Raw genomic sequence first — 12275 nt, 5'->3', positions numbered from 1 at the left:
AACGCCGCCCCCGGGCGCACCCCAGTGCAGCCTCGCACCCCCGGGCGCACCCCCCCCCCCCCCGCGCCCCCCCCCCCCCCCCCCCACACCCCCCCCCCCCACCCCCCCCCCCCCCCCCCCCCCCCCGCCCCCCCCCCCCCCCCCCCCGGCCCCCCCCCCCCCCCCCCCCCCCCCCCCCGGGCGGGGGGGGGGGGGGGGGGGGGCGCCCGCGCCCCCCCCCCCCCCGACAGGGGGCGGCGATCACGTCACACGGCGCTCACGTCACACGGCCCGGTCAGTGCCGCAGCGTGCCGCACAGATGGTCCAGGGAGAACGCGCCCGCCTCGCTCTGCAACCGCCGCTCGGACTCCAACTGCGCCAACAACCCGTCCAGCAGCCCGGTGTCGCCGGGATCCTGGAGGAACTCCAGTACTGCGCGTTGGAAGGCACCCCGCAACGTCGACGGCATGGCGTCGGACGCGTCGAAACAGATCTTCGCCGCCTGCCGGAAGAGCTTCAGGACCGCCGAGGTGCCCGCCGTATGGGGTTCCGGGCCCGTCGTGCCGTCGGCGAAGAACGGCCGCTCGGCCGGTTTCGCCGCCGCGGCCCAGTCGTTCCGGGTGTCCCGGGAGATGAGCTGCCGCATCAGCTCCCAGGCCGCATCGCTCGGTGTGAACACGGCCGCCATGTCACCGGACACCTCGAACGCCTTCCGGCCGGCGGGCAGCCCCGTGAGGAACGTCGCGGTGGCCGCGGGCAGCACATCGTCGCCGTAGTGCCGTCGGATGAAGGAACCCTGGTGCTCCAGCGTGCAGTCGCCACCGTTCAACAGGCCGTACCGGCCGCCGCCGAGCTGGTCGAACGAGGTGGAAACCGCCGACCGGCCCGCCCCGGGGCCGCCCGCCATGAGCAGCTCCCGCCACTCCAGCCAGGCCCGCCGCACCCGTGGGTCGTCCCAGCGCAACTGACCGGTCGCCCACTCCTCGTACACGGCGGGCCCCTGCCGTTGCAGCAGCAGGTCCTCGATCCAGTCAGTGCCCGGCCAGCCGGAGGTGGCGCCCGAGGCCATACCCAGACACCACCGGGGGCTCCCGGCCGTCTCCGGGGCGTTCGGGCGGCTCCAGACGATGCTCTTCAGATCCACCCGTATCGGCACCCAGTACGCGTGCTGCCGCTGCTCGCCGTCCTTGTCGCGGAGGGTGATCCTGGGCGCCCACGGGCCGATGGCCGCACTCGCCAAGTCGTCCGGCAACGGCTTCGCGTCGCCGTCGCGCGCGTACTCGGCCAACTCGCCCTGACCGTTGAGGATCGCCACATCGGGTGGCGAGTCCGTCCGCAACTGCGCCACCAGCGTCTCGCGCGGGGAGCGCGTGCCCTCGTACACATAGCGGTGCCCCGTCCGCTCGCCGATCTTCGCGAGCGTCGCCTCGAACGGCTTCTCCTCGCCGTCCGTCCAGGGCCCCAGGACCACCAGCGTCCTGCGCTCGTCGGACGAGCAGCCCACCGAGGTGACCGCGGCCACGGCGAGCAGACAGCAGACCAACACGGTGTGGATGAGGGGGCGAGATGTCGTCATGTGGTCCGCCAGTGGATAGCGAGATGTCTGCGGTCGTAGTGGAAGAGGGTGAGGCCACAGGCCAGCGCCCCCGCCGTACCGAGCGCCAGCGCCAGCACGGCGGCCGGCGTCCACGCACGCGGATGGGCACGGCTCAGGTCGGCCGCGAGCGCCTCGGCCTCCGCCTCGATCGCGTCGTCGGTCGCGATCTCGTTCCGGATCTCCTCCCCGATCCCCGTACCCGCCCCGCGCGGCACGACCGAGATCACCCCCAGGCGGTCGGCGGTCTCGCCCACGTGGCGCTGCGCCCGGTGCTGGCCGGCGACGCCGAACCCCAGCACCACGAGCACCAGCAGCACGGGCACCGCGTACACCGTCAGCAGTGGGCTCCGCACCCGGAGCTGTCCCCGGACGAAATCGAGCGTCCCGATCACCGTGAACGCGAAGAACAGCGCCACCAGCAGCGCGGCCGACGCCGTCCCGGCCGCCGGTGCGCTCCAACCCGAGAGGCCCTCGACATCGGCGCGCAACTCCCGCTCCAGCGCCTCCACCCGGTCGAGCACGGCCGTGGAGCCGGCCCCGCCCGTGCCGTCGCCCAGCAGCCCCGCCGCGTACTCCAGACCGGCCCGTCGCAGCCCGTCGCTCTCGTGGTGGCTGTTCGCCCAGTTGATCCAGTTGTCATAGGCCACGACCAGGCCCGACACCACCCGCACCTCCTGTTCCTGGGCCCGGCGCAGGGCCCTGGTCTGCGCGACGTTGTTGAGGCTCTGCGACGCCTCGGTCAGCAGCGAGGGGTACCGCTCGCCGAGTCCGACGAGATCGGTCTGCTTCAGCGGTTTCCTATCGCCCGTGCCGAGCCGCCGCTCGGCCTCGAACCGCGCCAGGGTCAGCGAGACCCGGGCATGGGTCAGTTCGACCAGGGCGGGGGCATAGCGGTCCCGGAGCTGCTCCGTACGGTCGTTGAGGGTGAAGTAGGCGGTGGCCGCGAGGGCGAGGACGGTCAGGGCGACCGCGGGCAGCAGCAGCATCCGGCCCAGCAGGAACTGGGCGGTGGACCGACGCTCACCCGCCCGGGTGAGCCCCGCCGCCCGGCGCCACAGCGCCCGGCCCGCCGCCCGCCAGGCCGCCCGCCGCCCGTACCGCCGCAGTCGGCCGAACGGACGCCCGGCGGCGCCGGGGGACGGCCGCTCCGCCCGCCGCTGCATCACTGCTCCCCGAGCCTGGCGGCGCCGTCCGGACCGCCGGCCCGACCCGGCACCCAGCCGCGGAAGAGGCCGCGGCGGGGCTCGCCGCGGCGATGGCTGAAACCGTAGGGGCGGGTGCGGTACGCGTTGTCGACCAGGGCCTCCGCCAGCGCCCGGTGCTCGGGCCGGGAGGTGAGCGGCACCTGCTCGGAGAGCCGCAGATAGCAGGCCGCGAGCTGTTCGCGGAGCGCGCGTTCGGTGAGCGGGACGGCGATGGTCTCGGGTAGCTCCGCCAACTCCGCATGGAGGGCGGCCAGCGGATCACCTGCCCCCGGCTCCCCTCCGGCGCGGCCGGGACCAGGCGCGCGCACCCCCGGCTCGGTACGGGCGGTGGCGAGCGGCTTCCTCTCCGTTGGGCCGCGGGCCGGGGTGCCCGGCGCCTCCTCCGTACGACCACGGGCAGGAGTGTCCGGCGCCTCCTCCGTACGGGCGCCGGCCGGGATGTCCCGCTGCCTGTCCGGGTTCCGCTCGCCATGGTCCCGGCCCCCGGTGCCCGGCTTCCCGACTGGATTCCCCTTGCCCTGGTTGCCCCCCTTCCCCCGGTCCTGGCTCCCGCTGCCCGGCTTCCGCCGCCGCGCGGTCGTGACCAGCCGGAGCAGCAGCTCCTGAAGATCCGCGCGGAGTCGTTCCTGCGCGTGCCGGTCGGTCAGCCCCTCCTTGAGGGTCAGCCGGTGCAGCGCCACCCATGCCCGTCGGGCCGCCGCCACGGTCGGCGGTGAACCGTCGCCCGGCGGATCGGCGAGGATGCGCACCATGGCCGTCCGGGCGGCCGTGCGGTGCCGTGAGTCCGCGGGGACCGCCCCGAGACAGTCGAGGGCCAGTTGTGGTCTCCGGTCGGCGAGGTGGATACGGGCGAGGCCGAACGCGGCGCCGCCGAGCGCGTGGTTACGGTGCCACACCGCCCCGTACAGCACCATCGCCTCTTTGGGGCGGCCGAGCATCTCGTGGCAGTAGCCGAGCGCCAGCTTGGGCGCGTACTCGCCGGGTATCGCCGCATAGACCAGGTCGAAGCAGTCCAGCGCGGGCTCCACCCGGCCACGGGAGAGGTTGAGCAGGCCCCGGTGCCAGTGGAGCCGCCAGTCGTGCGCGGCCAGGGCGCCCACGGCGGTGCGGGCCCGGGTCAGCTCCCGTTCGGCCGCGGCGTGCTCCGCGGCGGCCTCGCCGGGGTGGTCGCGGGCGATCTCCAGATGGAGCCGACAGCGCAGCAGCGCCCGTTCGGGCGACTCGTCCCAGGCACTGCTCAGTTGGAGCAGCCCGGCCGGGTCGTCGTAGGACGTCCGCTGCAATTCGGTCCAGTTCTCGTCGGCACTGTCCGGTTTGGGCACCGGCAGCCCCCGTGCCACCTCCGCCGGACTCGGCGGCCGGGCCGTCAGCCGGCGCTTGGCGTTGCCACCGTGGCGCCACTGGTCGAGCGGTGGCGCCTTGCCCAGCTCGCCGTCGAGCGCGGCGGGCGCCGCGGCGAAGAGGGGTGACGGTTCGAACGTCTCCTCGCCGAGCCGTAGCGAGCGCAACTCCCGCAGTACGCCCCTGAGCTGGACGGACATCTCCTCCGCGGTGGCGAAGCGCTCCTCGGGACGGGCCGCGCCGGCGCGGCTCAGCACCCGCCGCAGTGAGGTCGGCCCGAGGCCCGACGGGTCCTCGGGAGCCCGGTCGAGCAGCGCCTGGAGGACCGCGCCGACCGTGTACAGATCGGCGGGTACGGTCATGTTGGTGGAGGCCCGCAGCTCGGGGGCCGGATAGGTGACGGGACCCGGGGCGCCGATGCTGCGTACCCCGGCCACATCGATCAGCTTGATGCCGTCACCGCAGTGGATCACATTGGTGAGGGAGAGATCACCGTAGACGAACTCCCGCTCGACATGGAGATAGCTGAGCGCGTCCAGGATGCGCAGCCCGTAGGCGGCGATGAACTCATGCACCCGGTAGTCGTGGAAGGGCTCGATCCGGTGCGCGATCTGGTCGGCGACCCACTGGAGGGGCGCCCCGTCGGCGAACTCCATCACGATGAACTTGGCGTCGACCGCCGGATGGCCCGGATGCCGGGCGTAGTTGAAGACCTTGATGATCGACGGGTGGTTGAGGCTGACCAGCCGGAGCCGCTCCGTCAGGGCGGTCTTGGTGGCACTCGGATCGTCGGGATCACGCACGCCCTTGAGTGCCACCGCCCGCTCTTCGAGCATCTGGTCGCGGGCGAGATAGACCTGACCGTAACTGCCCTGACCCAGCCGGCCGACGACGCGGTACTGCTGGTGCAGCTCCTGGCCGCGTAGCAGACCGGGCCCCGGCGCCGTGCCGGGTGCCGCGCGGGGCGCGGATCCGGGCTCCGGTTCCGGCTCCGGTTCGACGAAGTCGTCGGGGTCCCCGACCGTGACATGGGGAAGATCGGTGAGTCCGTCGCCCGGCGGGAGCACGACATATCCCCGCGAGGCGCGCGGCGGGCCCAGCGACTGGATGGCGTCCTCGGCCGCGGTGCGGAGCCGGAAGAGGGCGTACGCGACGGCCGCGCTGTTGCGCGGGACGCCGTCCCGGCACACCTCGGCCAGCCGCGTGGCGAGCCGTCGCGACACCGGTCCCGGTTCGCCCGGCGCGCTCCGGTCCGGCTCCGTCCCGGACGCCCGGCGGCGCCTGCCCTCCAGCCCGGCGAGCACGGTCAGCCGCGCGGCGATCGCCGCCGCGCGACGCTCCGCCCACCCCTCGTCGAGCAGTTCGTCGGCGACGCGCGCCAGGAGGGGGGAGCGCGGATCGCGGAAGATGAGCAGCAGCCTGCTGTGGCCGGGCCGCAGCAGCGCGCGGAGCAGAGGCAGTACCGCCTCACCGGTCGGGGCGGCCCGGTCGACGGAGAGGAAGGCGGCGGAGAGGGGCGGGCCCTCCTCGGCTATCCGGGCCAGCAGTGCGCTGGTGCCGGTGGCCGATGTCGCCCGGTCGTCCAGACCGGCGCGGGCCGCGGTACGGGCGACGAGCTGATCGACTGTCCAGCCCGTCGCGTCGAGCGCGATATCGATCGAGCCGGCCTGCGGTTCCCGGGCCCCACCGCTCCGTACCGCCCGAGGATTCCGCTCGCGGTCGGCGAGGATGAGCGTCGAGCGGATGGCGGCCAGGGAGTCGAAGTCGTCGTCGTGCGCGAACGCCAGCTCCAGGGGCTCCGCCACTCGGTCGACGCCCGCCTCACCGGCCGCCGCGCCGGCCCGCTGACCGGTGTGGTGTTCCTCGCCGGTGCTGGTGCCGGTGCTGGTGCTGGTACGAGGGTCGGTAGGTGTATGGGTACGGGCACGGTTGCGGCTGGCGGAGTCGGTCGGGGTGCCCGTCCGGGTGCCGGACTTCGCGCCCGCTGACTGGTCGCCGTCACCGAGCCAGCTCGTCAGGGTGTGCCGCAGTCCGAGGGCCCGGTCCGCACTCCGTAGGCCGGGGTCGAGCGCGATGGTGTGCGAGACGGCGCGGGGGCCCGTCACCATCAACTCCATTTCACCCACGGGTAGATGACGCAGAATCGTCTCGGTCGGGATCATGTACGCGTGGCCCAGGGCGACCGGCATCCGCTCCGTGCCGTGCTGATGAACCAGGATGCCGATCACCCCGCCCGTACGGCTGTGGACCACTCCGCTGCCGCTGAAGCCGTGCCGCACCACATAGGGAGCCGACTCGGGGTCGAGCTGCACCCACTCGGGATAGAACCCGGGGCCGCCGCGCCCCATCAGCCGGGCGTTGATGTCCTCGCCGCCGGGCAGATCCTCCGGGTATCCGACGGTGTGCACGCGTTCGTCGCGGGCGGGGATCTGCCGGTGGAGCACGGCCGGGCGCACCGGTGGCTTCTCGACCAGTCGCAGCAGCGCGAGGTCGGCGCTGAAGTGGGAGGTGGGCGGCCGGAGATGCTCGACGAGCACCTCGGCGCGCACGGGTTCGGGCACCGCCGAGCGGGCGCCGGGGAACTCCGCGTAAACCCGCTCCAGCGGGCGGGGCGCGTCGGCGCCGGCGGAACGACGGCGCCTGGCCAGCACGACATGGGCGCAGGTGAGTACCAGACCGCCGGGCAGTAGCACTCCGGCGCCGAGCGGCGCCGCCCCGCGATGCTCCCCCTGGAACAGTCGGACCCGCCAACCGCCTTCTCGTGAACATGAGTTGGAAGTTGTCTCAGCCTCCGTCATACTCCGCAACAATAGCCACGAGGGGTGGCAATCCGCCCCCGTTGTGGAAGAGAGGGGCGCGATGAGCGCGAGTGGCGGGCGGGGCGGGCACGAGGGGGCGGAGACCGCGGGACTGGCCGATGTGATCGGCCGGATCCGCGAGGAACTGGAGACGGCACAGCGCAACGCCGAACGGAGCAGGCTCCAGTTCCTGGTGGAGCGGGTCAATGTCGAGTTCGCCGTGCAGATCCGCCGGGAGGGCAGCGGCAGCGGCGGGGTGCGCATCGGCGTGCTCACGGCCGATGCGGGGGCCGCGGTGTCCCGCGAGAGCACCCACCGCATCGAAATCGAACTGAAACCGCACGACCGGGACGACCGCCCGGAGGGGCCCGGTATCAGCGTGGGCGGGCCCCGGTAGGGCGCGCGGCCGGTTCGTCGCCGGGGGAGCCGATGGCCGGTTCCGTCGCCGTCGGGGGCGGCGAAGGCGGATCCCCCTGGACGGTACGGGGTGTTGCGCGGTGGTACGAGGCGTCGCGCGGCGTGCGCCCGGCCGGGAGCGGCGGGCAGCCGTGCCGGACCCCCGGCCGGCCAGCGGCCCGGTCAAACACCGACGGCTGGTCATAAAGACGTGCGGCGACCCCTGTGCTTCTGTTGCCCTTGCCGTCGCCGTACTCCCTGCTCCCGCCGCGCCGGATCGTGTACGGGCGAGGGCGATGCCGGTGCCGTACGCCGACGGGGGTGGTGGACATCAGCGCTGGGTCCCGGGGCCTTGCCGATGGCTTTTGCTGGGCTCTCGCGGTGTGTGTGGGCGACGGGGGGCACCACATTGGGGCCTGGGGAGGCCCCATGCCTTGGCCCACGGGGCCTGGGGAGGTTCCGCGCCTCGGCCTCTGAGGGCCTGGGCGGGCCCGCGCCTCGGCCTTTGGATGCCTGAGGAGGTTCCGTGCCTCGGCACCGCGGGATGAGGGCAGGCGCCGCGCTTCGACGCCGCGGTCTGGAGGCCCATGCCCAGACCCCCGCCCGCTCGTCCAGCCTGAGCCATCAGAAACGCCCCTGAGCCATCAGAGGACGCCCCTGAGGTGTCAGAGCCCTACTGAGCCATCAGGGACACCCCGGGCGGTCGAAGCCTATCCGGATCGCCGGTCGTACCCACCCCCTGGTGATTTCGCCGATGGGCCAACCCGGGCGTTTCACCGGGGCTACGCTCGCCGCGTGATCGACACCTGGCAGCCCACCACCACGGGAATTCTCCGACTGCCCTCCGGTCGGCTCGTCCGTGGCCGGGGGCTCCGCCGCCCGCTGCCGGAAGGCCCGGTGCCCGCCTTCGCGCTCTATCTGCTCGGTCATGAGCCGCCCGCGGTTGCGTGGGAGAGCCGCTGGCTCCGCTGGCCGGACTTTCGGCTGCCGGCGGACCGCGCCGACGCCGCGGACGCGCTGCGAGAGGCATGGACGCGGTCCGCCACCGAGCGCGTCGAAGTAGCCTGCGGCGGCGGATACGGACGCACCGGTACGGCACTGGCCTGCCTCGCCGTGCTCGACGGGGTGCCCCGCCAGGAGGCGGTGGCCTATGTGCGGGAGCACTACGCCCGGCGAGCCGTGGAGACCCCCTGGCAGCGTCGTTTCGTCGCCCGATTCGCCTAGGTCCTGTCCGGGCGATCTTGTCGGGCCCGCGACGACAGCTACGGCACGTCCCCTCGGCCCTTGGGGGCCTGGGGAGGCCCCACGCCTTGGGGGGACCCCACGCCTCGGCCCGCGGGGCCTGGGGAGGCCCCATGCCTCGGCCCTTGGGGGCCTGGGGAGGCCCCATGCCTCGGCCCTTGCGGGCCTGGGGGACCCCCACGCTGCGTTGTCGGAGTCATCGAAGCCATCGGGGTATGTCCAGTACGAGGACGACCTCCCCCTGGCTTCGCCGGGGGGACCCCCACCGCCTTGCGATTCGTCCCCTCGGCCCTTCCGGGCCTGGGGAGACCCCATGCATCTGACGCCGCGGGCTGACCCTCGAAGATCGCCCGGACAGGACCTAGCGGTCGGCCGCCTCGGAGCCGCTCGGTCGCCCCCGTCCCGCGCCCCCGCGCCCCATGGGGGGCCAGCCTCCCCCCACCGGCGGCCGGTGCGTCGCCGCCCCGCCTCCGTGTGCGGCCGGCCACCTCCGTACAGACTCCGGCCCGTACCCGTACGGTCTCCGTGTCTCCGTATCCCCATGTCTCCGCGGCCGGCCGGACTTCCTGGCGGCCGGGGACTCCGCATCGGCGGTGCCTCCCCGCGGCCGGACGCGCCGGTATCCCGTCAGACGCCTCCGCCAGACGCCTCGGTCAGACGCCTTCGCCGGGTGGCGGTGGGGACGGCCGACGCGCGTCCGGGCCGGTGGCGCGGCTCGCCAGCGCGGTGAGTGCCTTTTCGGCCTGGGCGCCCTCGACCAGACCGAGTCGGCGACAGATCGCCACCGCTTCGTCCAGACAGGCCAGGGCCCGGTCCGACCGCCCCAGCACGGTCCACGCACCGCCGAGGGTGGTGAGCGCGCGCGCCTCGATCCGCGCCAGCCCGATCTCACCGCTGAGAGTCCTGGCCTTCTCCGCCACTGCGACCGCCGCCCGCGCGTCGTCACGGATCAGACAGGTCTCGGCGATCCGGTGCAGCAGACTGGCCTCCAGGAACCGCAGGCCGAGTTCACGGCTCAGCCCCAGGCTCTGGGCGTAGCAGTCCATCGCGGTCTCGGTGTCGCCCATCAGCCGCAGGGCACCGCCCCGCTGGATGAGGATCTGTGCCTCGCCCATCCGGTCGCCGAGGCTCCGGTAGAGCTCCAGCCCGGCGGTGGTGGCGTCCACCGCGAGCGCGGGCTCGCCCAGCGTGATGTAGGAGTGGGCGAGACTGCCCAGCGTGTTCGCCTCCCCCGACGGGTTGCCGATGGTTCGCTGGAACTCCACGGCCTCCCGCAGCAGTCCGACGGTCCGGCCGCTGTGCCCACGGTGCCCGGCTACCAGCAGTGCCCGCACCGTGCGGACCTCGGCGAGCACCAGGGGTTGGTCATGCCGCTCGCACAGCTCCAAGGCCCGCTCGATGTGGTCGGCCCCCTCGGTGAACCTGCTGAGCTGCCAGAACGCGCCACTGAGCAGGTAGCGGGCGATGGCCTCGGCGTGCGGGAGGTCGGCGCTCTTCGCGCGGTCCACCACGTCCTGCCCCAACTCGACGATGTCCCGCCAGGCATAGGCCCGTTCGAGCAGCGGTTCCAGGCCCAGGAGGACGTCGGCGGCGGGTGCCACCAGCGCGGGACTCCGCAGCACGGCCTGTCGCAGGACCGGGAGCACCGTGTCGCGCTCGCGGTCGAACCAGTCGTGCGCCGCCTGCGCGTCGGCGCATTCGACCCCCGCGGTCCCGGCCGGGTTGAGTAGGGCGGCGATCCGGTGGCCGGGGCGGACGGCGCGGTAGGCGTGGTACGTCGTGGCCCGCAGGAAACCCAGCAGGTTCGCCAGGGCCGCCGTCGCCCGGTCCTCCGGGTCGGTCGCGGCGCGGAGACCACGGGCGAAGAGGCGCAGCAGATCGTGGTAGCGGTACCGGGCCGACCGGGGCGACTGCAGCAGGCCGGTGTTGATCAGCTCGTCGAGCACCTGCTCGGTGTCGAACTCGTCGAGGCCGAGGAGAGCCGCGGCGATGGGCAGCGAAATGGTCTCCGTGTCGGGAAGTGCCAACAGGCGGAAGGCGCCGGCCGCTGCGGGGGTGAGCTGCTCGTAACCGAGTCGGAAACACGCCTGCACGTTCAGCTCGCCGGTGCGCAGCCGGTCGAGCCGGCGCCGTTCGTCGGACAGCTCGCGCAGACAGTCGGCGATGGTGGTGCCGGGTCGGGCCAGTACCCGGCAGGCGGCGATCCTGACGGCGAGCGGGAGGTGCCCGCAGGTGGCCACCAGATCCCGGGCCGCGACGGATTCGGCGCGCACCTTCTCCCCGCCGACCACCGCGGCCAGCAGGTCCCGTGCCTCCTCGGGGCCGAAGGAGTCGAGCTCGACGGTGTGCGCGGGGACGGCGGTCAGCCGCGCCCGGCTGGTGACGATCACCGCGCAGCCGGGGTAGCCCGGCAGTAATCGTCTGATCTGTTCGCCGTCGGCGGCGTTGTCCAGGACCACCAGCATCCGCTGCTCCGACAGCATCGTGCGGTAGAGCGCGGCGCGGGCGTCGAGGTCGTCGGGCATACCGGCGTCGGGAACGCCGAGCGCGTGCAGCAGGTGTCCCAGGACGATCCGGGGGACCGCTGGTTTCTCGGTCACGCCCGCCAGATCGACGAAGAGCTGACCGGCGGGGAACCAGGCGCGCAGCCGGTGCGCCACATGGACGGCGAGAGCGGTCTTGCCGGTGCCGCCGATGCCGGAGATCGCGCAGATGCGCACGGCGGTACCGGCCTGGCGGGTGAGTCGCTCGGTGAGGTCGGCCACGAGGTGTTTCCGCCCCGTGAAGTCGGCGATGTCGGCCGGTAGCTGCGCCGGGGGAGGTGCCGAGCGCGGGGGCGTGCCCGGCTCATCGGCCGGGGAGAGGAGCAGGTCCGGGTCGGAGCGGAGGATCCGCTCGTGGAGTTCGCGCAGCCGTGGGTCCGGGTCGATGCCGAGTTCCCGGATGAGCACGGTACGGGTGTCACGGAACACCTGTAGCGCCTCCACCTGCCGTCCGCACTGGTAGAGGGCGCGCATCGACAGCAGCCGCAGGCTCTCCCGCAGCGGATGACCGGTGATCGCCGAGGCCAGATCGGTCACGGCGGACCCGGCGTCGCCGACCGCGAGGTCCAGCTCGACCCTGGCTTCGAGCGCGGTCAGCCACCGCTGGGTGAGCCGCTCCCGCCAGGTGTCGGCGAACGGGCCGGTCAGGCCGGCCAGCGGGATACCGTGCCAGCGGCCCAGTGCCCGGCGCAGTAGTACCTGCGCGCGCGCCGGATCGTCCGCGTTCCGCGCCTGTGCCGCCGCCGTCACCTCCTGTTCGGCGAGCGTCACGTCGACGGAGTCCGCGGGGAGCCGCAGGGCGTACGCCGATGCGCCGGAGACCAGCAGGCCGGGGCCCTCGGCGCCGCGGTGTCCCGGCTCCAGGACGGTGCGGATCCGTGAGACGTAGGTACGGACCGTGGTCGTGGCGGCTTTGGGGCAGTCCGCGCCCCACAGCCCGTCGATCAGTTCTTCGGTGGCGACCGGCTGCCCCTCGGCGAGCAGCAGCATGGCGAGTACCGCTTGCTGCTGCGGGCCGGCCAGGGGGAGTTCCGTTCGCCCGCGCCGGGCGCGTAACGGGCCGAGCAGGGTGAATGCCAGGGGGCCTGTCTCGTCCACGCGCCGAGGTCCTCTCCTTGATCCAAATCTCAAAATGGGCAGTCTGGCACGGTTGTTGATCGATTGTTGACGCTCG

6 protein-coding genes are annotated in these 12275 nt (G+C 73.6%); 2 read left to right on the top strand and 4 right to left on the bottom strand.

Going from position 1 to position 12275, the window contains the following annotated elements:
* Positions 1 to 274: 274 nt before the first annotated feature.
* Genes ACH4S7_RS35295 through ACH4S7_RS35285 form a run of 3 tightly spaced genes read right to left on the bottom strand, consistent with a single transcriptional unit; the run spans position 275 to position 6815 of the window.
* A complete protein-coding gene (locus ACH4S7_RS35295; RefSeq protein WP_398525502.1) occupies positions 275 to 1555 on the bottom strand; it encodes a hypothetical protein in 1281 nt (426 codons plus the stop codon).
* Positions 1552 to 2739 (bottom strand): hypothetical protein, encoded by a 1188-nt coding sequence (locus ACH4S7_RS35290; protein WP_398525501.1) that lies wholly within the window; start codon positions 2737 to 2739, stop codon positions 1552 to 1554. Before ACH4S7_RS35290 ends, ACH4S7_RS35295 begins: the two co-directional genes overlap by 4 nt.
* Complete coding sequence (locus tag ACH4S7_RS35285; RefSeq protein ID WP_398525500.1) at positions 2739 to 6815, bottom strand: tetratricopeptide repeat protein; 4077 nt, start codon at positions 6813 to 6815, stop codon at positions 2739 to 2741. The genes ACH4S7_RS35290 and ACH4S7_RS35285 overlap by 1 nt, the downstream gene beginning before the upstream one ends.
* A 166-nt stretch (positions 6816 to 6981) precedes the next feature.
* Between ACH4S7_RS35285 and ACH4S7_RS35280 the strand changes: the two genes are divergently transcribed.
* Positions 6982 to 7317 carry a trypco2 family protein gene (locus ACH4S7_RS35280; protein WP_398525499.1) on the top strand — a complete coding sequence of 112 codons (336 nt, stop codon included), beginning with the start codon at positions 6982 to 6984 and terminating at the stop codon, positions 7315 to 7317.
* A gap of 794 nt (positions 7318 to 8111) precedes the next feature.
* On the top strand, positions 8112 to 8540 hold the full coding sequence (locus ACH4S7_RS35275) for a protein-tyrosine phosphatase family protein (protein ID WP_398525498.1): 429 nt from the start codon (positions 8112 to 8114) through the stop codon (positions 8538 to 8540).
* A 671-nt stretch (positions 8541 to 9211) separates the two neighbouring features.
* Here ACH4S7_RS35275 and ACH4S7_RS35270 read toward each other — a convergent pair.
* Entirely contained in the window at positions 9212 to 12199 is a 2988-nt protein-coding gene (locus tag ACH4S7_RS35270; RefSeq protein ID WP_398525497.1) for a BTAD domain-containing putative transcriptional regulator, read from the bottom strand.
* Positions 12200 to 12275 lie beyond the last annotated feature (76 nt).

Origin of the sequence: Streptomyces sp. NPDC020965 (genome assembly GCF_044333555.1) — a bacterium.
GTDB lineage: Bacteria > Actinomycetota > Actinomycetes > Streptomycetales > Streptomycetaceae > Streptomyces.
Note: the sequence above shows the minus strand (reverse complement) of the source record. Positions and strands in the feature narration are given on the sequence as shown.